Source organism: Streptococcus sp. ST16, assembly GCF_046098135.1.
Taxonomy (GTDB): Bacteria; Bacillota; Bacilli; order Lactobacillales; family Streptococcaceae; genus Streptococcus.
This window is the reverse complement of the sequence record NZ_JBJUSE010000014.1, coordinates 20473-41415: the sequence shown is the minus strand read 5'-3', so window position 1 is coordinate 41415 and position 20943 is coordinate 20473. Positions and strand designations below refer to the sequence as shown.

The window sequence follows — 20943 nt, the reverse complement described above, 5'->3', positions numbered from 1 at the left end:
TATGGGACTTTTTTCTACAACAAAATAGGCTCCATAATCCCTATGGTGGTTTTACCCACTACAGAAATTATAGAGCCAAGTTAAATAGAAAAGAGGAACTCTGTTTCCTCTTTTTTATATCCTAAATTAAAAACGTTTCCGATTGATTCTGGCTCATAAAATCAACTAATTTATGTTAAAATGGTAGTAGAAAGTTGAGATTATGAGTTATTTTAAAAAATATAAATTTGATAAGTCACAGTTCAAACTTGGTATGCGAACTTTCAAAACGGGAATTGCTGTTTTTCTAGTTCTTTTGCTTTTTGGCTTTTTTGGCTGGAAAGGTCTTCAAATTGGTGCTTTGACAGCGGTTTTTAGTCTGAGGGAGAGTTTTGATAAGAGTGTTCATTTTGGAACTTCACGTATTCTAGGAAATAGTATCGGTGGTTTTTACGCCCTTATCTTTTTTCTCTTAAATACCTTATTTCACGGAGCCTTTTGGGTGACCTTGGTGGTTGTTCCAATCTGCACTATGTTAACCATTATGACAAATGTGGCCATGAATAATAAATCGGGGGTTATTGGTGGTGTAGCAGCTATGTTAATCATTACCCTATCAATACCGAGCGGTGAAACAATTTTGTACGTGTTTGCACGCGTATCGGAAACTTTTATGGGAGTTTTTGTCGCAATTCTCGTAAATTATGATATTGATCGTATTCATCTCTTTTTGGAGAAAAAAGAAAAATAATGTTACATTTTATAACATTATCGATTGACGTTTGTTTTTTTTTAGACTATAATAGACAGAAGGAAGGAAATTGTAAATGAAGGAAAAAGAATTTCGCCGAAACATGGCTGTTTTTCCTATCGGCAGTGTTATGAAGTTGACCGATTTATCGGCGCGTCAGATTCGTTATTATGAAGATCAAGAGTTGATTAAACCTGATCGAAACGAAGGAAACCGTCGCATGTATTCGTTGAATGATATGGATCGTCTGCTTGAAATCAAAGATTATATCTCTGAAGGCTACAATATCGCTGCCATTAAGAAAAAATATGCTGAACGTGAGGCGAAGTCCAAGAAAGTGGTGAGTCAGACGGAGGTGCGTCGCGCACTTCATAATGAACTCCTCCAGCAGGGACGCTTTGCTTCAGCACATTCACCTTTTGGTCGCGGTTAGGCAATCGCAAGTAGTCATATATTAAGGAGAAAAACCATGCCAATCACAGCTGCAGATATTCGTCGTGAAGTCAAGGAAAAAAATGTTACCTTTATTCGTCTCATGTTCTCAGATATTTTGGGAACGATGAAAAACGTCGAAATTCCTGCTACAGATGAACAGTTAGATAAAGTCTTGTCAAATAAGGCTATGTTTGATGGATCTTCTATTGAAGGTTTTGTACGTATCAATGAGTCAGATATGTACTTGTACCCAGACTTGGATACATGGACAGTCTTCCCTTGGGGAGATGAAAACGGAAGTGTTGCAGGTTTGATTTGTGATGTCTATACAACAGAAGGTAAACCATTTGCAGGTGACCCTCGTGGCAATTTGAAACGTGCTCTTCGTCACATGGGAGAAGTAGGATTCAAATCCTTCAACCTTGGTCCAGAACCAGAATTCTTCCTATTTAAACTGGATGAAGATGGAGACCCAACACTTGAAGTAAATGACAAGGGTGGCTACTTTGATTTGGCGCCTACTGACCTTGCGGACAATACACGTCGTGAGATTGTGAATGTCTTGACCAAAATGGGATTTGAAGTAGAAGCAAGTCACCACGAAGTCGCGGTTGGACAACATGAAATTGACTTCAAGTATGATGAAGTCCTCCGTGCCTGTGATAAGATTCAAATCTTTAAACTCGTAGTAAAAACCATTGCTCGTAAACACGGGCTTTACGCAACCTTTATGGCGAAACCAAAATTTGGTATTGCTGGATCAGGCATGCACTGCAATATGTCCTTGTTTGACGCTGAAGGAAATAACGCCTTCTTTGATCCAAACGATCCAAAAGGAATGCAGTTGTCAGAAACGGCTTACCATTTCCTTGGTGGTTTGATCAAGCATGCCTACAACTATACTGCCATCATGAATCCAACAGTTAACTCATACAAACGTTTGGTTCCAGGTTATGAAGCGCCTGTTTACATTGCTTGGGCTGGTCGTAACCGTTCGCCACTTGTGCGCGTGCCTGCTTCACGTGGTATGGGAACTCGTCTTGAGTTGCGTTCAGTGGACCCAATGGCAAACCCATACATCGCTATGGCGGTTCTTTTGGAAGTTGGTTTGCATGGTATTGAAAACAAAATCGAAGCACCAGCTCCGATCGAAGAAAATATCTACATCATGACAGCAGAAGAGCGTAAGGAAGCTGGAATTACCGACCTTCCATCAACTCTTCATAACGCCTTGAAAGCTTTGACAGAAGATGAAGTGGTCAAGGCAGCCCTAGGTGAACACATCTACACTAGCTTCCTTGAAGCGAAACGTATCGAGTGGGCTAGCTATGCAACATTTGTTTCACAATGGGAAGTTGATAATTATTTAGATCTTTACTAATATAGAAGAAAGATTACCTGAGGGCGGTCTTTTTTCTTGCGTTTTATATCGAGCTGTGATATATTTTGTATAACGAATTGCGATATATCGAACTGGATAGGAGGTGGTTATAAATGGAATTAACGGATAAGATTCGTCGAGTTTATCTTCCGATGACGGAAACGGGTTTTTATATTTTGTTCTGTCTGCAAAAGGAACGTCATGGTTATAGTATTACGCAAAAGGTCAAAGATATGACGGATTCGCAAGTTTCGATTAGTCCAGGGACTATGTATGGAACCTTGTCAAAGATGGAAAAGGATGGTTTGATTTCCTTTGTCCGCGAAGAGGAAAAACGGAAAATCTATCAGATAACAGACTTGGGTCGGAAAGTTTTAGAAATCGAAGTCAAACGTATTGGACGGCTCTATAGAAACAGTCGGGAGGAAGGTTGATGGAAAAGAAGGTTGTTTATAGAATTGTTACAATTGCGGATGATGAGAGGGAAGCAGTTTTTCTAGGGGAAATGCATTCTAAGGGGTGGAAACTTAGAAAAGTGAGCTATTCTATCTTAGTGGCTACAGTTAAGTATATCTTTGAAAAGTGCCAACCTGAGCAAGTATCTTATCAGTTGGATTTTTATCCTATGAAAAAATCAGAGAGAGCTTCCTATTTACAACTGTTTAAAGACTGTGGATGGGAGCATATTACAGACTTTAATGGTTTTTCCTACTTTAGAAAGCTTCATTCTGGAATTGAGTCGGATGCCGAGTTTGAAATTTATAACGATGCTACGAGTAAGTTATGTATGATTAATCGGATTTTAAAGTTGAGACTATTACCCATTCTATTTTTGTTAGCTATACTGACACCAATCTTATTTAGATTTCTCCTAAGAAGTAATGGTTTTAGTTTATGGGCGCTTCTTGTGGTTGGGCTAGATCTGTTCTTGTTTTTACTCCTTCTGCTCTTAGTCGTTCATATTAGCTGGAAGTTATGGCATAAAAAGAAGGAATTATCAGATTTATGATAGGGTACCTATGCTCAAAATTGTAGGGGAAGTCATGATAAATAAAAAGCAATTCAGGATCTTCACTATTCTTGATTTGGATAAGGTAGAAGAATATTTACATGAGATGCATTTGAAAGGTTGGAGGTATAGAACGAGTCGCTTTGGTTTTTTCTATTTTGACCAATGTCAACCAGACGATATCATCTACCGTATCTATGATTCTAGATTTCTTAAAAAGTATAAGCATGAACTGCAAGATTTTAGAAATAGAGGTTGGGAACTGATAGAAACAGGTTCTTGTTCAATTCTTCGTAAATCATTTTCTGATTTACTTCCGGAGGATCAAGTCTATATGAGTAAGACCATCAGGTGGGAAGTTATGCGGTATAGGCTTCGTTCCTGTATAGCTGCTTTCTCAGGTGGTCTTGTTGTTTGTATGAGTTTGTTTCGAGAAGAACTGTCGCAATCTTTCTTCGTCATTTTTGCCCTATATGCCTTTATGATTTCTTATCTAATCTATGGTTTTTTCAGACTTAGAAGGAAATATCGAGTAGATGGAAGGTAAGTTTCTAGGTCTTCAGACTGATTTTTAGCACTCTTGATAAAAGAGTGCTAATTTTTTGAGTTTTTGTCTTGACATTCTCTTTTAAGGGTGTATAATAGAATCATGAGTTAGCACTTGGATGTATCGAGTGCTAATCAATCTGGCAGAGAGGAGTGATGAGATGGTTACAGAGCGTCAGCAGGATATTCTAAATCTGATTATCGACATCTTTACCAAAACGCACGAACCTGTCGGATCCAAAGCTTTGCAAGAGTCTATTAACTCTAGCAGTGCTACCATTCGTAATGACATGGCGGCTCTAGAAAAGCAAGGTTTGCTTGAGAAGGCTCATACTTCCAGTGGTCGGATGCCAAGTGTCGCTGGTTTTCAATACTATGTGAAACACTCACTGGATTTTGACCGATTGGCTGAAAATGAGGTATACGAGATTGTCAAAGCCCTTGATCAGGAATTCTTCAAATTGGAGGATATTCTGCAAGAGGCCGCTAATCTACTGACAGACCTGAGTGGCTGTACGGTAGTAGCACTGGATGTTGAGCCGAGCAGGCAACGGTTGACAGCCTTTGATATCGTTGTTTTGGGGCAACATACAGCCTTGGCAGTATTCACCCTAGACGAGTCGCGAACGGTGACTAGTCAGTTTCTGATTCCAAGGAACTTCTTGCAGGAGGATTTACTGAAACTGAAGAGCATCATTCAGGAACGTTTCCTCGGTCACACCGTTCTAGATATTCACTACAAGATTCGGACGGAGATTCCGCAGATTATCCAGCGTTACTTCACAATAACGGACAATGTCATGGATCTCTTTGAACACATTTTTAAAGAAATGTTCAATGAAAATATTGTGGTGGCAGGCAAGGTCAATCTCTTGAATTTTGCTAATCTAGCGGCCTATCAGTTCTTTGACCAACCACAGAAGGTGGCCTTAGAAATTCGTGAAGGTCTGCATGAAGATCAGATGCAAAATGTCCGTGTTGCGGACAGTCAAGAATCTTGTCTAGCTGATCTGGCAGTGATTAGCAGTAAATTCCTCATCCCTTATCGAGGTTTTGGAATTCTGGCGATTATCGGTCCAGTCAATCTGGACTACCAGCAATTGGTCAATCAAGTCAATGTGGTCAATCGTGTTTTGACCATGAAGTTGACAGATTTTTACCGCTATCTCAGCAGTAATCATTATGAAGTACATTAAGATTGAAATCATTAAAGGAGGCGAAAATGTCCCAAGATATAAAAAATGAAGAAATAAAAGAAGAGGAAGTTGTTGAGACGACAGAAGAAACAACTCCTGAGAAGTCTGAGTTGGACTTGGCAAATGAACGTGCGGACGAGTTCGAAAATAAATACCTTCGCGCTCATGCAGAAATGCAAAATATCCAACGCCGTGCTAATGAAGAGCGTCAAAACTTGCAACGCTATCGAAGCCAAGACTTAGGAAAGGCTATCCTTCCTTCACTAGACAACCTTGAGCGTGCACTCGCCGTTGAAGGTTTGACAGATGACGTCAAAAAAGGATTGGAGATGGTGCAAGAAAGCTTGATTCATGCTTTGAAAGAAGAAGGAATCGAAGAAATCGCAGCTGATGGCGAATTTGACCATAACTATCATATGGCCATCCAAACTCTCCCAGCAGACGATGAACATCCAGCAGATACCATCGCCCAAGTCTTTCAAAAAGGCTACAAACTCCATGATCGCATTCTACGCCCAGCAATGGTGGTAGTCTATAACTAGGCTAGAAAACTTGAAAAATCTTGTCCGAAACGACAATAAACTATGAAGAAAGATAAAAGGCAAGCCAGAGGCTTGCAAGGAAGATATTGCCCGCCGTGGTGAAACAGGGGATTTTTGAGACAATAGGCTCAAAAATAAGTGATGAAGTCCCAGAGGGAGTTGCTCACGTCCCCACCACTTAAGGGGAATATTAAGAAAAGTCAAAAATAGAATATAAATTTTAAGGAGAAAAACACATGTCTAAAATTATAGGTATTGACTTAGGTACAACAAACTCAGCAGTTGCAGTTCTTGAAGGAACTGAAAGTAAAATCATCGCAAACCCAGAAGGAAACCGCACAACTCCATCTGTAGTTTCATTCAAAAATGGTGAAATCATTGTTGGTGACGCTGCAAAACGTCAAGCAGTAACAAACCCAGATACAGTGATCTCTATCAAATCTAAGATGGGAACTTCTGAAAAAGTTTCTGCAAATGGAAAAGAATACACTCCACAAGAAATCTCAGCTATGATCCTTCAATACTTGAAAGGTTATGCTGAAGACTACCTTGGTGAAAAAGTTACTAAAGCAGTTATCACAGTTCCAGCTTACTTTAACGATGCTCAACGTCAAGCAACAAAAGACGCTGGTAAAATCGCTGGTCTTGAAGTAGAACGTATCGTCAACGAACCAACTGCAGCAGCTCTTGCTTATGGTTTGGACAAGACTGACAAAGAAGAAAAAATCTTGGTATTTGACCTTGGTGGTGGTACATTCGACGTATCTATCCTTGAATTGGGTGACGGTGTCTTCGATGTATTGGCGACTGCAGGGGATAACAAACTCGGTGGTGACGACTTTGACCAAAAAATCATCAATCACATGATTGCAGAATTCAAGAAAGAAAACGGTATTGACTTGTCTACTGATAAGATGGCAATGCAACGTTTGAAAGATGCGGCAGAAAAAGCGAAGAAAGACCTTTCTGGTGTGACTTCAACACAAATCAGCTTGCCATTCATCACTGCTGGTGAATCTGGACCTCTTCACTTAGAAATGACTTTGACTCGTGCGAAATTTGACGATTTGACTCGTGACCTTGTAGAACGTACAAAAGTTCCAGTTCGTCAAGCCCTTTCAGATGCAGGTTTGAGCTTGTCAGAAATCGATGAAGTCATCCTTGTTGGTGGTTCTACTCGTATCCCAGCTGTTGTAGAAGCTGTTAAGGCTGAAACTGGTAAAGAGCCAAACAAATCAGTAAACCCTGATGAAGTAGTTGCTATGGGTGCTGCCATCCAAGGTGGTGTGATCACTGGTGATGTTAAAGACGTTGTCCTTCTTGACGTAACGCCATTGTCACTTGGTATCGAAACAATGGGTGGCGTCTTCACAAAACTTATCGATCGCAACACTACTATTCCAACATCTAAATCACAAGTCTTCTCAACTGCAGCAGATAACCAACCAGCCGTTGATATTCATGTTCTTCAAGGTGAACGCCCAATGGCAGCAGATAACAAGACTCTTGGACGTTTCCAATTGACTGATATCCCAGCTGCACCTCGTGGTATCCCACAAATCGAAGTAACATTTGATATCGACAAGAACGGTATCGTATCTGTTAAGGCTAAAGATCTTGGAACTCAAAAAGAACAAACAATTGTTATCCAATCAAACTCAGGTTTGACAGACGAAGAAATCGACCGCATGATGAAAGATGCAGAAGCAAACGCTGAAGCAGATAAGAAACGTAAAGAAGAAGTTGATCTTCGTAACGAAGTAGACCAAGCTATCTTTGCGACTGAAAAGACCATCAAGGAAACTGAAGGCAAAGGCTTCGACGCAGAACGCGATGCTGCCCAAACTGCCCTTGATGAGCTTAAGAAAGCCCAAGAAGACAACAACTTGGACGAAATGAAAGCAAAACTCGAAGCTTTGAACGAAAAAGCTCAAGGCCTTGCTGTTAAACTTTACGAACAAGCTGCAGCAGCACAACAAGCTCAAGCAGGAGCAGAAGGTGCACAAGCAACAGGAAACGCAGGCGATGACGTCGTAGACGGAGAGTTTACTGAAAAATAAGATGCAAAGCCCGTTAAAACCTCACAGTGAAAATAGGAATCTGACGCAGAAACTTTAGTTTCTAGGAAGATTTGTCTTTTTCGCCAAGAGGTTAGGGAGTGCTCGATTTAGCATTACTAGTTTGATTTTTAAAACTCGAACGTCGTAATGATAGGAAGAAATCCAGAGGTTGCAACCCAGCCTCTGTTTTTCGGTAAAATAGAGGATGTTGCGTATGAAAAAAGTACTTTGTATCATTTATTCTAATTTTTCTCTTTATGAGATAACCGCTTTAACAAGTACTTTAGCTCTGTCTTTTGACATCACGATTGATTATGTTGCTTCAGATTATTCGATAGTTATATCTGATGATGGTTTACCTTGTCAACCTACAAAAACATTGGATCGAATCTGTATAGAAGAGTATTCTTGTATCATTTTACCAGGAATGGTAAATATAGGACCTGCTCTACAGGATGAAAAATTAAATTCTTTTTTGAGAGAACTCGGTGAGCAGGATATCTTAATTACAGCAATTTCTTCTGCGCCCATTTTGTTAGCGAAAGCTGGCTTGTTGAATAACACGAAATTTACTGGTGGGATTTGGCAAAACTTCTTTGACTATTTTGAGTTTCTTCCTCGGGAAAATTTCAAAGCAAAAGCTGTCCTGCAAGATAAAAATATCATTACTGCTATTGGCTTTGCACATCAAGAGTTTGCAAGAAAAGTGATTCTTGGTCTAGGTTTGGCCGAAAATACTGACAACTATTTTAAAGAACAGAACGAATATTCAGAAGAGGACTTGATTTTTACTCTATCGGACAAAGAGTTTGATGAAGTGAAGCAGAGTATAGAAAATACCCTCTAATGATTTACCTATAAATTATAGAAAGGAACAAAGAGTGTTCGTAACTGAACACGGGTTCCAAAATTTCTGACTCAATATAAAAGAAAGGAATTGAATCCGACCTAAATCGTGGTCTCGTTCCGCAATATTAACAGAAAGGAATAAGGGTGTTCGTAATTGAACTCGAGCGGAAAGCTTGGAAATTAGATAAAACTCCTAAGAAATCAGGATTTCTTGTCGGTTTCCTAAATTTCAGTCGCTTTCTGTTCGCTCTTAGTATCTTGTATGAACAATACTGAATTTTATGATCGTCTGGGGGTGTCAAAAAACGCTTCGGCAGACGAGATCAAAAAGGCTTATCGTAAGCTTTCGAAGAAATACCACCCAGATATCAACAAGGAGCCTGGCGCTGAGGAAAAATACAAGGAAGTTCAAGAAGCCTATGAGACTTTGAGTGACGACCAAAAACGTGCAGCCTACGACCAATATGGTGCTGCAGGTGCCAACGGTGGCTTTGGTGGTGCTGGCGGTTTCGGTGGCTTTGACGGAGCAGGTGGCTTCGGTGGTTTTGAGGATATTTTCTCAAGTTTCTTTGGTGGAGGCGGTGCTTCGCGCAATCCAAACGCCCCTCGTCAAGGGGATGACCTCCAGTATCGTGTGAACTTGACCTTTGAAGAAGCTATCTTCGGAACTGAAAAAGAAGTCAAGTACAACCGTGAAGCAAGCTGTCGTACATGTAATGGATCTGGTGCTAAGTCAGGGACAAGTCCAGTAACTTGTGGACGCTGTCATGGCGCTGGTGTTATTAACGTCGATACGCAGACTCCTCTTGGTATGATGCGTCGCCAAGTAACCTGTGATGTCTGTCATGGTCGTGGAAAAGAAATCAAAGACCCATGTACAACTTGTCACGGTACAGGTCATGAAAAACAAGCTCATAGCGTACATGTAAAAATCCCTGCTGGTGTGGAAACAGGCCAACAAATTCGTCTAGCTGGTCAAGGTGAAGCTGGCTTTAACGGTGGACCTTACGGAGACTTGTATGTAGTGGTTTCTGTGGAAGCTAGTGATAAGTTTGAACGTGAAGGAACGACTATTTTCTACAATCTGAACCTCAACTTTGTCCAAGCAGCTCTTGGTGATACTGTGGAAATTCCAACCGTGCATGGTGATGTTGAATTGGTCATCCCAGAGGGAACTCAGACTGGCAAGAGATTCCGTCTACGTGGCAAGGGAGCACCGAGCCTTCGTGGTGGTGCCGTTGGTGACCAATATGTTACAGTTAATGTCGTGACTCCGACAGGTTTGAACGACCGCCAAAAAGCTGCGCTTAAAGAATTCGCAGCTGCAGGTGACTTGAAAGTCAATCCAAAGAAAAAAGGCTTCTTTGACCACATAAAAGATGCCTTTGAAGGAGAATAAAACAAAAAGAGCCGGTGGGCTCTTTTTTGTTATCATTGAAAATTTAGCGTCGAAAAATCATTTTCCAGTTAGTCTACTATTTATACTTTTGAGTGAGCAAGCTAGCTGTATCCATCTCCTGAATGAGTTGCTTGAGTTCCGCTTCTTTACCAGGTTTCACAGTGACAGTATCGATATGTTTGATCGCCGAATTATCCTGAATATCCACTAAGGTCAAAGCTTTTTCATAGAATGCAATTCCCTTTTTAAGACTTTCCTGATCATTCCAATTTAGAATTGTGTAAGAAGATTTTGATTTCTTTCCTTTTTCTTGGAAATACTTCTCGCCCTCCTCCTCTAAAAATTGTATTAAACCGTGATTGAACAAGTTGTCTCCTACCTTATGGTATGAAATATCCCCTGCCTGTAGGACATAGACTTCCAGTCGGTTTTTGGTGAGTTTTGGACTTTCTTTTAGGACGGGGTGATTATTGATGACCTCGTCTGAGAAAGTAACATAAAAATCTAGGCCTCCACCCTCGTATTGATAGTGTCCATCTGATTCGACTTTCTCGGGAGGGAGGTCAAGGGAGATAAAGATTTGTTTTAAGGCTTCATTTCCCTCACGGATGTCACTCGGTGAAGCCTTGAAAAGATTGGCCACTAGTAGAAATGCCAAGGCTACAAGAAGGCAGAGGCAGCCGCAAGGGATCGCGATGACCTTCGCTAGAACTTTTAAAAACTGTTTCACTTTCATTCCCTCCCTTTTCTGTTCGAATCTAGTAACCCAAAATGGATTTAAGGAAAGTTGGAGGCTTTCTTATTCTTGTTTTTCTTCTTGGAGGACCGCCATTCTGGTTTGGAAATCTTTTTCCAAGACTTTGAATTTGTAGGTCAAGTCTTTTTGGTATTCCTTGATAAGGGCTTTTTGTTGGTCGATGATTTGCAGGCTGTTTTGAATGACATCTAAATCCTCCTTCATAGCTTCGACACGGTCGCTAGTATCCATAAATTCCTCTGTGATGGCTTGGCGATTTTTTACGACAAAATAACTTCCAGCTGCAGCACCTGCAAATAGCAATAGATTGGATAGTTTCATGGCATCTCCTTAGGCATTTCTAATAGTTTCAGCGACTTGAGCAAGTTTGTCAAAGTCTGGTTCGTGGGCGATAAAGTCAATCTTAAGGTCATCTTCTGCACTGTAGCGAGGTACGAGGTGCACGTGTGTATGAAAGACCGTTTGACCCGCGACTTCCTCGCAGTTGGCGATGATATTCATACCAGCAGCTTTGGTAGCTTTCATAACTTTTTGAGCTACTAATGGCACTTGGGCAAAGAGTTGGCTGGCACTTGCTGCATCCATCTCCAAAAGATTGCGATAATGTTCTTTTGGTACGACTAAGGTATGTCCAGGCGTTACTTGAGAGATATCAAGAAAGGCAAGCACCTGCTCATCCTCGTATACTTTTGAAGCAGGAATCTCCCCTGCGATGATCTTACAAAAAATGCAATCTGACATAAAATCCACCTCTACTGTATTGAATTTTGATATAATATAGCTACATTATACCAGATTCGGAGAAAATATGTTAGAAATTAAAAACCTGACAGGAGGTTATGTTCACGTTCCTGTCTTGAAAGATGTGTCCTTTACAGTTGAAAGTGGGCAGTTGGTCGGTTTGATTGGGCTCAACGGTGCTGGGAAATCAACGACAATCAATGAGATTATTGGTCTGTTGACACCTTACAGTGGGGAAATCAGGATTAATGGTTTCACCCTGCGGGAAGATGCAACCAACTATCGCAAACAGATTGGCTATATCCCAGAAACGCCTAGTCTGTATGAGGAATTGACTCTTAGAGAGCATATCGAGACGGTGGCCATGGCCTATGGTATTGATCAAAAAGTGGCTTTTGAGCGAGTAGAATCTTTGTTAAAAATGTTTCGTTTGGATCAAAAATTAGACTGGTTCCCAGTGCATTTTTCCAAAGGGATGAAGCAGAAGGTCATGATTATCTGTGCTTTTGTCGTGGATCCGAGTCTTTTCATCGTTGATGAGCCTTTCCTTGGGCTCGATCCGCTGGCCATTTCTGACTTGATTCAGCTTCTAGAAGTAGAAAAGCAAAAAGGCAAGTCCATTCTCATGAGTACCCATGTTCTGGACTCGGCGGAAAAGATGTGTGATGCCTTTGTCATTCTCCACAAGGGAGAGGTTCGGGCTCAGGGAAATTTGGAGCAACTGCGCGAAGCATTTGACATGCCTGAAGCGAGTTTGAATGACATTTACTTGGCTCTGACCAAAGAGGAGGAGCTATGAAAGACTTGTTTTTAAAGCGAAAGCAGGCTTTTCGTAAGGAGTGTCTTGGTTATTTGCGCTATGTCCTCAATGACCACTTTGTCTTGTTCCTGCTAGTTCTCATCGGTTTTTTAGCCTACCAGTACAGTCAACTCTTGCAACATTTTCCTGGAAATCATTGGCCTATCCTCTTGTTTTTGGGGATTGTATCTGCCTTGCTTTTGGCCTGGGGAGGAATCGCGACCTATATGGAGGCACCAGACAAGCTCTTTCTCTTAGTCAGTGAAGAGGAGGTTAAGTCTCACCTCAAAGGGCAGACGGTGCGCTCACTGGTCTTTTGGCTCTTTGTCCAAACCCTTTTCTTGCTTTTATTTGCGCCCTTATTTTTAGCCATGGGCTATGGTTTGCCAGTCTTTCTCATCTATGTGCTTTTACTGGGAGCTGGGAAATACCTCCTCTTTCGCCAAAAAGCCAGTAAATTTTTTACTGAGACTGGTCTCGACTGGGACTTTGTCATTTCCCAAGAAAGCAAGCGAAAGCAAGTCTTGCTTCGTTTCTTTGCTCTCTTTACGCAGGTCAAGGGCGTTTCAAATAGTGTCAGACGTCGCGCTTATTTGGATTTTATCCTAAAGACTGTTCAAAAGGTTCCAGGGAAGATTTGGCAAAACCTCTATCTTCGTTCTTATCTGCGAAATGGAGATCTCTTTGCTCTCAGTTTGCGCCTCTTGCTCCTATCCTTGCTAGCTCTAGTTTTTATCAAGCAAGCTTGGATAGCGACAGCAGTGGTGGTTCTATTTAACTACCTCTTGCTCTTCCAATTGCTAGCCCTCTATCACGCCTTTGACTACCAATACTTGACCCAGCTCTTTCCATTAGAAAAAGGGGAGAAAGAAAAGGGATTGAAACAGATTGTAGTCGGTGTGGGAAGTGCAGTTCTTTTGTTAGAATTGCTGGTCGGAGCAGTAGTTTTTCAAGAAAAAATAGCCTTGTTGGCTCTTGTAGGAGCTAGTCTCTTCCTACAATTGTTTTATTTGCCTTACCAACTAAAAAGATTGGTTGACGAATAGACCAAAAACTAGTAGAATAGTAAGGAAACTTTATACGGAGGAAAGAAATGGACTTGGGTGATAATGAGCTAACGCTGACCCCGATACCTGGGAAGAGCGGCAAGGCTTATATGGGAAGCTACCCTGATGGGAAGCGCGTCTTTGTAAAAATGAACACCTCTCCAATCCTACCTGGCCTAGCCAGAGAACAGATCGCTCCTCAATTACTATGGACTCGTCGTTTGCCAGATGGCAGTGATATGTGTGCTCAGGAATGGCTGACGGGCAAAATCTTGACCCCTTACGACATGAATCGTAAGCAGATTATCAATATCTTGAACCGCCTTCACCGCTCGCGTCCTTTGATGAAGCAGTTGAGCCGTTTGGGATATACCATGGAAACACCAGTTGATTTATTGCGTTCTTGGCAGCAAGGAGTGCCAGAAATCTTGAAGCAGAATCACTATTTGAACAGTGTGATTGCGGAGCTAGGTAAGACGGTTCCAGGTTTTAGGGAAGACCATGCAACGATTGTGCATGGGGATCTTCGCCATAGTAATTGGATTGAGACAGAGAGTGGACTCGTTTATCTAGTGGATTGGGATTCGGTTCGCCTGACGGATCGTATGTTTGATGTGGCGCATTTGCTATGCCACTACATTCCAGATCATCAGTGGCGTCAATGGTTGAGAGACTACGGCTATAAGTACAATCAGACAGTGTTAGATAAATTGTATTGGTATGGTCAGTATTCTTATTTGAACCAGATTGCCAAATACTGTGAAAATCAAGATTTAGACAATGTAAACCGGGAGATTTACGCCTTGCGTGTCTTCCGTGACAAGTATGGAAAGAAGAGATGAGAGTTAGAAATCGTAAAGGGGCGACAGAATTACTAGAGGCGAATCCTCAGTATGTGGTCCTCAATCCCTTAGAAGCAAAAGGGAAATGGCGAGACTTGTTTGGAAATGATCATCCTATTCATGTTGAGGTTGGAAGTGGGAAAGGGGCCTTCGTATCTGGAATGGCCAAACAAAACCCTGACATCAACTACATCGGGATTGACATTCAAAAGTCGGTATTGAGTTATGCCTTGGATAAGGTATTAGAAGTTGGAGTGCCCAACATCAAGTTGCTGTGGGTAGATGGTTCAGATTTGACTGACTACTTTGAAGACGGTGAGATTGATCGTCTCTACCTAAACTTTTCAGATCCCTGGCCTAAAAAACGCCATGAAAAACGTCGTTTGACTTACAAGAGTTTCTTGGATACCTTCAAGCGCATCTTGCCTGAGAATGGGGAAATCCATTTCAAGACAGATAACCGTGGCTTGTTTGAGTATAGTCTAGTGAGCTTTTCCCAGTATGGGATGAAACTCAATGGTGTTTGGCTGAACTTGCATGCCAGTGATTTTGAAGGCAATGTCATGACAGAGTATGAGCAAAAATTCTCCAGCAAAGGTCAAGTGATCTACCGAGTTGAAGCAGAATTTTAAGAAATAGCTTGAAAACCAGCTGTTTGAGTGCTAATGCTTTACATAAATTGACAAACGTGCTATACTGATAGTAAGAATATGAGAAAGAGAGGCGGGGAAATATCTTCGCCTCTTGCTTATGAGGAGGTGGACGCAATCGCAACAATCGTAGAATTAGTCAGAGAAGTTGTAGAACCTGTCATCCAAGCACCTTTCGAACTCGTGGATATCGAGTATGGAAAGATTGGCAGTGACATGATTCTCAGTATTTTTGTAGATAAACCCGAAGGAATTACCTTGAACGACACGGCAGACCTGACAGAAATTATCAGTCCTGTCCTAGACACCATCAAGCCCGATCCCTTCCCGGAACAATATTTCCTAGAAATCACCAGTCCAGGTTTGGAACGTCCTTTGAAAGCCAAGGATGCTGTCGCTGGAGCAGTTGGGAAATACATTCATGTCGGGCTCTACCAAGCCATCGATAAGCAAAAAGTCTTTGAAGGGACCTTAGTATCCTTTGAAGGGGATGAGTTGACTATGGAGTATATGGACAAAACACGTAAGAAAACTGTCCAAATTCCATACAGTTTAGTATCAAAAGCACGTTTAGCAGTAAAACTATAGAAAAGAAAGGATAGCTTTTGAGGATTCAAAAGTAAAAAGAACATGAGTAAAGAAATGCTAGAGGCCTTCCGCATTTTGGAAGAAGACAAGGGAATCAAAAAAGAAGACATCATCGACGCAGTAGTAGAGTCGCTTCGTTCCGCTTATCGCAGACGCTATGGTCAATCTGACAGTGTAGCCATTGACTTCAACGAAAAAACAGGTGACTTTACTGTCTATACTGTTCGTGAAGTTGTTGATGAAGTATTTGATAGCCGTTTGGAAATCAGCTTGAAAGATGCTCTTGCCATTAATTCAGCCTATGAGCTTGGTGACAAAATCAAGTTTGAAGAAGCACCAGCTGAGTTTGGTCGTGTAGCAGCCCAATCTGCCAAACAAACCATCATGGAAAAAATGCGCAAGCAAACACGTGCCATCACCTACAATACTTATAAAGAACATGAACAAGAAATCATGTCTGGTACAGTAGAACGCTTTGACAACCGCTTTATTTACGTCAACCTTGGCAGCATCGAAGCCCAATTGTCCAAACAAGACCAAATCCCTGGAGAAGTCTTTGCTTCCCACGACCGTATCGAAGTATATGTCTACAAGGTTGAAGACAATCCTCGTGGTGTCAACGTCTTTGTTAGCCGTAGCCATCCAGAAATGATCAAACGCTTGATGGAGCAAGAAATTCCAGAAGTGTACGATGGAACTGTTGAAATCATGAGCGTAGCCCGCGAAGCTGGTGACCGTACTAAGGTTGCTGTTCGTAGCCACAATCCCAACGTGGACGCTATTGGGACAATCGTTGGGCGTGGTGGTGCCAACATCAAGAAAATCACCAGCAAATTCCACCCAGCTCGTTACGATGCCAAGAGCGATCGCATGATTCCTGTCGAAGAAAACATCGACGTTATCGAGTGGGTAGCAGATCCAGCTGAGTTTATCTACAATGCCATTGCTCCTGCTGAAGTTGACCAAGTTATCTTTGATGAAAATGACAGCAAACGAGCCTTGGTCGTTGTACCTGATAACAAGCTTTCTCTTGCAATCGGTCGCCGTGGACAAAACGTTCGCTTAGCAGCTCATTTGACAGGTTACCGTATCGATATCAAGTCTGCAAGTGAATTTGAAGCTATGGAAGAAGCAGGTCAAGTGGATTACGCAGCTGCGGATGAATTGACAGAAGAATAAAAGCTGCTAGAGGAGGGAAAGATGAAAACAAGAAAAATCCCTTTGCGCAAGTCTGTTGTATCCAACGAAGTGATTGATAAGCGTGATTTGCTCCGCATTGTCAAGAACAAAGAAGGACAGGTCTTTATCGATCCGACAGGCAAGGCCAATGGCCGTGGCGCTTATATCAAGCTAGACAATGCCGAAGCCCTAGAGGCAAAAAAGAAGAAAGTCTTTAACCGCAGCTTTAACATGGAAGTGGAAGAAAGCTTTTATGACGAGTTGATCGCTTATGTGGATCACAAAGTAAAAAGAAGAGAGTTAGGACTTGAATAAGCAAAAGATAAGCAATCTCTTGGGACTTGCTCAGCGAGCAGGCCGGATTATATCGGGTGAGGAATTGGTGGTCAAGGCCATCCAAGACCAGAAAGCCAAGCTAGTCTTTCTAGCCCATGATGCTGCTCCTAATCTGACCAAGAAGATTCAAGATAAAAGTGACTATTATCAAGTAGAAGTTATAACCGTGTTTTCAACACTGGAATTAAGCATAGCAGTCGGGAAGCCGAGAAAGGTTTTGGCTGTGACAGATGCTGGATTTACAAAGAAAATGAGGTCTCTTATGGAATAGAAGAGGAGGACATGATTTGTCTAAGAAAAGATTGTACGAAATCGCAAAAGAACTTGGAAAAGAAAGTAAAGAAGTTGTAGCGCGTGCAAAAGAGTTGGGCTTGGATGTGAAAAGCCACTCATCGAGCGTGGAAGCTGCTGCTGCTGAGCAAATCGCAGCGAGCTTTAAATCTGCACCTGCTCCTAAGGCAGAAGCAAAACCTGTAGCACCAAAAGCAAGTGTAGAAAAGAAAGCAGAAAAGCCTGCATCAGCTAAACCAGCTGTTGCTAAGGAAGAAAGTAAACCAGCTACACCCGCAGCTCCTAAGGAAGAAAAAGTAGTGGCAGCGAGACCACAAAGTCGAAACTTCAAGGCGGAGCGTGAGGCGCGTGCCAAAGAGCAGGCAGAGCGACGCAAACAAAACAAGGGCAATAACCGTGACCAACAACAAAACGGTAACCGTCAGAAAAACGACGGCCGTAATGGTGGCAAACCTGGTCAAGGAAACCGCGACAATCGCCGTTTTAACGATCAAGGGAAAAAACCACAAGGTCAAGGGAATCGTGGCAATAATCGCCGTCAGCAACAAGACTTCCAGCCAAAACAAGCTGGACCACGTGTTGACTTTAAAGCCCGTGCAGCAGCCCTAAAAGCAGAGCAAAATGCAGAGTACGCACGCTCAAGCGAGGAGCGCTTCAAACAATCGCAAGCTGCCAAAGAAGCCTTGGCTCAAGCTAATAAACGCAAGGAGCCAGAGGAAATCTTTGAAGAAGCTGCTAAGCTAGCTGAACAAACGCAGCCAGCCGTAACAGTAGCTCCTGTAGCGAAAGAAGCGCCAGTGGATACACGTCGTAAAAAACAGGCTCGACCAGACAAAGAACGTGACGATTATGATCACGAAGAAGATGGTCCTAGAAAACAACAAAAGAATCGAAGTAGTCAAAATCAAGTGAGAAATCAAAGAAATAGTAACTGGAATAACAATAAGAAGAACAAAAAAGGCAATAACAAGAACAATCGTAATCAGACTCCAAAACCTGTTACAGAGCGTAAGTTCCACGAATTGCCAACAGAATTCGAATATACAGATGGTATGACTGTTGCAGAAATCGCAAAACGTATCAAACGTGAACCAGCTGAAATCGTTAAGAAGCTTTTCATGATGGGAATTATGGCCACACAAAACCAATCCTTGGATGGAGAAACCATTGAACTTCTCATGGTGGATTACGGTATCGAAGCCAAACAAAAGGTTGAAGTGGACAATGCGGACATCGAACGTTTCTTCGTCGAAGATGGTTATCTCAATGAAGATGAATTGGTAGAGCGTCCACCAGTTGTCACCATTATGGGACACGTTGACCATGGTAAAACAACCCTTCTAGATACCCTTCGTAACTCTCGTGTTGCGACGGGTGAAGCGGGTGGTATCACTCAGCATATCGGTGCCTACCAAATTGTGGAAAATGGCAAGAAGATTACCTTCCTTGATACACCAGGACACGCGGCCTTTACATCTATGCGTGCGCGTGGCGCCTCTGTTACCGACATTACCATCTTGGTTGTAGCGGCAGACGACGGGGTTATGCCTCAAACTATCGAAGCCATCAACCACTCAAAAGCAGCGAACGTTCCAATCATCGTAGCCATCAACAAGATTGATAAACCAGGTGCTAATCCAGAACGTGTTATCGGTGAATTGGCTGAACACGGTGTCATGTCAACTGCCTGGGGTGGAGATTCTGAGTTTGTAGAAATCTCAGCTAAATTCAACCAAAATATCGATGAACTCTTGGAAACGGTTCTACTTGTGGCTGAAATCCAAGAACTCAAAGCAGATCCAACAGTTCGTGCCATTGGTACTGTTATCGAAGCTCGCTTGGATAAAGGGAAAGGTGCGGTCGCAACCCTTCTTGTCCAACAAGGTACTCTGAATGTGCAAGATCCTATCGTTGTCGGAAATACCTTCGGTCGTGTCCGTGCTATGACAAATGATCTTGGTCGTCGTGTCAAGGTAGCAGGACCATCAACGCCAGTTTCTATCACAGGTTTGAACGAAGCGCCAATGGCGGGTGACCATTTTGCTGTTTACGAAGATGAAAAATCTGCGCGTGCAGCAGGTGAAGAACGTGCAAAACGTGCTCTTATGAAGCAACGTCAAGTAACCCAACGTGTCAGCCTTGAAAACCTCTTTGATACGCTTAAAGCGGGTGAGCTCAAGTCTGTTAACGTCATCATCAAGGCCGACGTACAAGGTTCGGTTGAAGCCCTTTCTGCCTCGCTTCAAAAGATCGATGTAGAAGGTGTCAAAGTTACCATCGTTCACTCAGCGGTCGGTGCCATCAACGAATCCGATGTGACTCTTGCGGAAGCTTCAAATGCCTTTATCATCGGTTTCAACGTGCGTCCTACACCACAAGCTCGTCAACAAGCAGAAGAAGATGATGTAGAAATCCGTCTCCACAGCATTATCTACAAGGTTATCGAAGAGATGGAAGAAGCCATGAAAGGAATGCTTGATCCAGAATTCGAAGAAAAAGTTATCGGTGAAGCAATCATCCGTGAAACCTTCAAGGTATCTAAAGTGGGAACCATCGGTGGATTCATGGTTACGAGTGGTAAAGTTACCCGTGACTCTAAAGTCCGTGTTATTCGTGATGGTGTTGTTATCTATGATGGTGAACTTGCAAGCTTGAAACACTACAAAGATGACGTCAAAGAAGTTACAAACGGCCGTGAAGGTGGATTGATGATTGATGGCTACAATGATATCAAGATGGATGATGTGATTGAGGCCTACATCATGGAAGAAATTAAGAGATAAGATTTTTGCTCCTTTCTTAGGTGGGGAGGGACGCAAGCAAACCGATGGTTTCATTGCTTATTTTTGAGCCTAGGGTCTCAAAAATCCCCTGTGATGGGACTGATAAATCAGTTCCATCACTTTCACCACGGCGAAAGAAGCAGATGATTTCAAATTGAACTTTGTTTCAATTTGAAATGAAAATCAAGAAGTTTAAAATAGCTAGGTCTGCTGGCCTAGCTTTTGGTTCAAAGTAGAGAAAGGAATATCATGGCAAATCATTTCCGTACGGATCGTGTGGGCATGGAAATCAAGCGTGAAGTCAATGAGATTTTGCATAAGAAAGTCCGTGATCCGCGTGTCCAAGGTGTGACCATCACAGATGTTCAGATGCTGGGTGACTTGTCTGTTGCTAAGGTCTACTACACCATTTTGAGTAACCTTGCTTCGGATAACCAAAAAGCCCAAATCGGGCTTGAAAAAGCAACTGGTACTATCAAACGTGAACTTGGTCGCAATTTGAAATTGTACAAAATCCCAGATTTGACCTTCGTCAAAGACGAATCCATCGAATATGGGAACAAGATTGACGAGATGCTACGCAATCTGGATAAGAACTAAGAAAGAGGGGGAACCCTCTTTCTTGGTGGAGAAATGGCAATAAAAAATACTGGGGGAATCTCTCTAGAGTAAAAAATTGTTAAAAAGCTTTATAAAGCTCAGCTTGTATGATAGTATAGAAATTGGAAAGAGTGAGATGAAATGATTTCTTATCAATAACTAGCTAGTCTGGTAGAGCAATCAG

General features: G+C 42.1%; 24 protein-coding genes. 21 read left to right on the top strand and 3 right to left on the bottom strand.

All coding sequences use genetic code 11. The features are described from left to right. The first annotated feature begins 202 nt into the window (after positions 1–202). The 11 genes from ACIY14_RS08355 to dnaJ all read left to right on the top strand — a co-directional run bounded on the left by ACIY14_RS08355 (position 203) and on the right by dnaJ (position 10147). A complete protein-coding gene (locus ACIY14_RS08355) occupies positions 203–730 on the top strand; it encodes an FUSC family protein (RefSeq protein WP_409002239.1) in 528 nt (175 codons plus the stop codon). Between the two features lie 76 nt (positions 731–806). After that, complete coding sequence (glnR, locus tag ACIY14_RS08350; RefSeq protein ID WP_000659550.1) at positions 807–1163, top strand: transcriptional repressor GlnR; 357 nt, start codon at positions 807–809, stop codon at positions 1161–1163. 36 nt (positions 1164–1199) lie between these two features. Continuing rightward, entirely contained in the window at positions 1200–2546 is a 1347-nt protein-coding gene (gene glnA, locus ACIY14_RS08345; RefSeq protein ID WP_409002238.1) for a type I glutamate--ammonia ligase, read from the top strand. A gap of 113 nt (positions 2547–2659) precedes the next feature. Next, positions 2660–2980: a PadR family transcriptional regulator gene (locus ACIY14_RS08340; protein WP_409002237.1), complete on the top strand. Its 321-nt coding sequence runs from the start codon at positions 2660–2662 to the stop codon at positions 2978–2980. After that, entirely contained in the window at positions 2980–3555 is a 576-nt protein-coding gene (locus ACIY14_RS08335) for a DUF2812 domain-containing protein (RefSeq protein WP_409002236.1), read from the top strand. Before ACIY14_RS08340 ends, ACIY14_RS08335 begins: the two co-directional genes overlap by 1 nt. Positions 3556–3589: 34 nt before the next feature. After that, entirely contained in the window at positions 3590–4102 is a 513-nt protein-coding gene (locus ACIY14_RS08330) for a DUF2812 domain-containing protein (protein WP_409002235.1), read from the top strand. 160 nt (positions 4103–4262) lie between these two features. After that, the gene (gene hrcA, locus ACIY14_RS08325) at positions 4263–5297 is read left to right on the top strand and encodes a heat-inducible transcriptional repressor HrcA (RefSeq protein ID WP_409002241.1); all 1035 of its coding nucleotides are present in this window, start codon (positions 4263–4265) and stop codon (positions 5295–5297) included. A gap of 26 nt (positions 5298–5323) precedes the next feature. Next, positions 5324–5839: a nucleotide exchange factor GrpE gene (gene grpE / locus ACIY14_RS08320; RefSeq protein WP_409002234.1), complete on the top strand. Its 516-nt coding sequence runs from the start codon at positions 5324–5326 to the stop codon at positions 5837–5839. Positions 5840–6075: 236 nt separating this feature from the next. Then, complete coding sequence (gene dnaK / locus ACIY14_RS08315) at positions 6076–7899, top strand: molecular chaperone DnaK (protein ID WP_409002233.1); 1824 nt, start codon at positions 6076–6078, stop codon at positions 7897–7899. 214 nt (positions 7900–8113) lie between these two features. Beyond that, positions 8114–8746 carry a DJ-1/PfpI family protein gene (locus tag ACIY14_RS08310; RefSeq protein WP_409002232.1) on the top strand — a complete coding sequence of 211 codons (633 nt, stop codon included), beginning with the start codon at positions 8114–8116 and terminating at the stop codon, positions 8744–8746. Positions 8747–9010: 264 nt separating this feature from the next. Beyond that, complete coding sequence (dnaJ, locus tag ACIY14_RS08305; RefSeq protein WP_409002231.1) at positions 9011–10147, top strand: molecular chaperone DnaJ; 1137 nt, start codon at positions 9011–9013, stop codon at positions 10145–10147. Positions 10148–10223: 76 nt separating this feature from the next. On the opposite strand, the gene ACIY14_RS08300 is transcribed toward dnaJ, so the two are convergent. The 3 genes from ACIY14_RS08300 to ACIY14_RS08290 form a co-directional block, all read right to left on the bottom strand. After that, positions 10224–10883, bottom strand: coding sequence for a hypothetical protein (locus ACIY14_RS08300; RefSeq protein WP_409002230.1), 660 nt, complete (start codon positions 10881–10883; stop codon positions 10224–10226). A gap of 63 nt (positions 10884–10946) precedes the next feature. Next, the gene (locus ACIY14_RS08295; protein WP_409002229.1) at positions 10947–11225 is read right to left on the bottom strand and encodes a hypothetical protein; all 279 of its coding nucleotides are present in this window, start codon (positions 11223–11225) and stop codon (positions 10947–10949) included. A gap of 9 nt (positions 11226–11234) precedes the next feature. Then, on the bottom strand, positions 11235–11645 hold the full coding sequence (locus ACIY14_RS08290) for an HIT family protein (protein ID WP_409002228.1): 411 nt from the start codon (positions 11643–11645) through the stop codon (positions 11235–11237). 67 nt (positions 11646–11712) lie between these two features. On the opposite strand from ACIY14_RS08290, the gene ACIY14_RS08285 reads away from it, so the two are divergent. The 10 genes from ACIY14_RS08285 to rbfA all read left to right on the top strand — a co-directional run bounded on the left by ACIY14_RS08285 (position 11713) and on the right by rbfA (position 20759). Further along, a complete protein-coding gene (locus ACIY14_RS08285; protein WP_409002227.1) occupies positions 11713–12444 on the top strand; it encodes an ABC transporter ATP-binding protein in 732 nt (243 codons plus the stop codon). Next, positions 12441–13490: an ABC transporter permease gene (locus ACIY14_RS08280; RefSeq protein ID WP_409002226.1), complete on the top strand. Its 1050-nt coding sequence runs from the start codon at positions 12441–12443 to the stop codon at positions 13488–13490. The genes ACIY14_RS08285 and ACIY14_RS08280 overlap by 4 nt, the downstream gene beginning before the upstream one ends. A 47-nt stretch (positions 13491–13537) precedes the next feature. Next, a complete protein-coding gene (gene ccrZ / locus ACIY14_RS08275) occupies positions 13538–14332 on the top strand; it encodes a cell cycle regulator CcrZ (RefSeq protein ID WP_221161125.1) in 795 nt (264 codons plus the stop codon). Then, positions 14329–14964, top strand: coding sequence for a tRNA (guanosine(46)-N7)-methyltransferase TrmB (trmB, locus tag ACIY14_RS08270; RefSeq protein WP_409002225.1), 636 nt, complete (start codon positions 14329–14331; stop codon positions 14962–14964). Before ccrZ ends, trmB begins: the two co-directional genes overlap by 4 nt. Before the next feature lie 126 nt (positions 14965–15090). Then, positions 15091–15570 (top strand): ribosome maturation factor RimP, encoded by a 480-nt coding sequence (rimP, locus tag ACIY14_RS08265; RefSeq protein WP_409002240.1) that lies wholly within the window; start codon positions 15091–15093, stop codon positions 15568–15570. Positions 15571–15612: 42 nt separating this feature from the next. Next, positions 15613–16749 (top strand): transcription termination factor NusA, encoded by a 1137-nt coding sequence (nusA, locus tag ACIY14_RS08260; RefSeq protein ID WP_000032278.1) that lies wholly within the window; start codon positions 15613–15615, stop codon positions 16747–16749. Between the two features lie 21 nt (positions 16750–16770). Beyond that, positions 16771–17064: an RNase P modulator RnpM gene (gene rnpM, locus ACIY14_RS08255; RefSeq protein ID WP_000857560.1), complete on the top strand. Its 294-nt coding sequence runs from the start codon at positions 16771–16773 to the stop codon at positions 17062–17064. Beyond that, positions 17057–17356 (top strand): YlxQ-related RNA-binding protein, encoded by a 300-nt coding sequence (locus ACIY14_RS08250; protein WP_409002224.1) that lies wholly within the window; start codon positions 17057–17059, stop codon positions 17354–17356. Before rnpM ends, ACIY14_RS08250 begins: the two co-directional genes overlap by 8 nt. Positions 17357–17372: 16 nt before the next feature. Further along, the gene (gene infB / locus ACIY14_RS08245) at positions 17373–20159 is read left to right on the top strand and encodes a translation initiation factor IF-2 (protein ID WP_409002223.1); all 2787 of its coding nucleotides are present in this window, start codon (positions 17373–17375) and stop codon (positions 20157–20159) included. 249 nt (positions 20160–20408) lie between these two features. Next, complete coding sequence (gene rbfA / locus ACIY14_RS08240) at positions 20409–20759, top strand: 30S ribosome-binding factor RbfA (protein ID WP_061599029.1); 351 nt, start codon at positions 20409–20411, stop codon at positions 20757–20759. Positions 20760–20943 lie beyond the last annotated feature (184 nt).

What these genes read in the sequence shown, in the direction of transcription:
- ACIY14_RS08355 (WP_409002239.1), top strand. Translation starts at nt 203, where the DNA reads ATGAGTTATTTTAAAAAATATAAATTTGATAAGTCACAGTTCAAACTT.
- glnR (WP_000659550.1), top strand. Translation starts at nt 807, where the DNA reads ATGAAGGAAAAAGAATTTCGCCGAAACATGGCTGTTTTTCCTATCGGC.
- glnA (WP_409002238.1), top strand. Translation starts at nt 1,200, where the DNA reads ATGCCAATCACAGCTGCAGATATTCGTCGTGAAGTCAAGGAAAAAAAT.
- ACIY14_RS08340 (WP_409002237.1), top strand. Translation starts at nt 2,660, where the DNA reads ATGGAATTAACGGATAAGATTCGTCGAGTTTATCTTCCGATGACGGAA.
- ACIY14_RS08335 (WP_409002236.1), top strand. Translation starts at nt 2,980, where the DNA reads ATGGAAAAGAAGGTTGTTTATAGAATTGTTACAATTGCGGATGATGAG.
- ACIY14_RS08330 (WP_409002235.1), top strand. Translation starts at nt 3,590, where the DNA reads ATGATAAATAAAAAGCAATTCAGGATCTTCACTATTCTTGATTTGGAT.
- hrcA (WP_409002241.1), top strand. Translation starts at nt 4,263, where the DNA reads ATGGTTACAGAGCGTCAGCAGGATATTCTAAATCTGATTATCGACATC.
- grpE (WP_409002234.1), top strand. Translation starts at nt 5,324, where the DNA reads ATGTCCCAAGATATAAAAAATGAAGAAATAAAAGAAGAGGAAGTTGTT.
- dnaK (WP_409002233.1), top strand. Translation starts at nt 6,076, where the DNA reads ATGTCTAAAATTATAGGTATTGACTTAGGTACAACAAACTCAGCAGTT.
- ACIY14_RS08310 (WP_409002232.1), top strand. Translation starts at nt 8,114, where the DNA reads ATGAAAAAAGTACTTTGTATCATTTATTCTAATTTTTCTCTTTATGAG.
- dnaJ (WP_409002231.1), top strand. Translation starts at nt 9,011, where the DNA reads ATGAACAATACTGAATTTTATGATCGTCTGGGGGTGTCAAAAAACGCT.
- ACIY14_RS08300 (WP_409002230.1), bottom strand. Translation starts at nt 10,883, where the DNA reads ATGAAAGTGAAACAGTTTTTAAAAGTTCTAGCGAAGGTCATCGCGATC.
- ACIY14_RS08295 (WP_409002229.1), bottom strand. Translation starts at nt 11,225, where the DNA reads ATGAAACTATCCAATCTATTGCTATTTGCAGGTGCTGCAGCTGGAAGT.
- ACIY14_RS08290 (WP_409002228.1), bottom strand. Translation starts at nt 11,645, where the DNA reads ATGTCAGATTGCATTTTTTGTAAGATCATCGCAGGGGAGATTCCTGCT.
- ACIY14_RS08285 (WP_409002227.1), top strand. Translation starts at nt 11,713, where the DNA reads ATGTTAGAAATTAAAAACCTGACAGGAGGTTATGTTCACGTTCCTGTC.
- ACIY14_RS08280 (WP_409002226.1), top strand. Translation starts at nt 12,441, where the DNA reads ATGAAAGACTTGTTTTTAAAGCGAAAGCAGGCTTTTCGTAAGGAGTGT.
- ccrZ (WP_221161125.1), top strand. Translation starts at nt 13,538, where the DNA reads ATGGACTTGGGTGATAATGAGCTAACGCTGACCCCGATACCTGGGAAG.
- trmB (WP_409002225.1), top strand. Translation starts at nt 14,329, where the DNA reads ATGAGAGTTAGAAATCGTAAAGGGGCGACAGAATTACTAGAGGCGAAT.
- nusA (WP_000032278.1), top strand. Translation starts at nt 15,613, where the DNA reads ATGAGTAAAGAAATGCTAGAGGCCTTCCGCATTTTGGAAGAAGACAAG.
- rnpM (WP_000857560.1), top strand. Translation starts at nt 16,771, where the DNA reads ATGAAAACAAGAAAAATCCCTTTGCGCAAGTCTGTTGTATCCAACGAA.
- rbfA (WP_061599029.1), top strand. Translation starts at nt 20,409, where the DNA reads ATGGCAAATCATTTCCGTACGGATCGTGTGGGCATGGAAATCAAGCGT.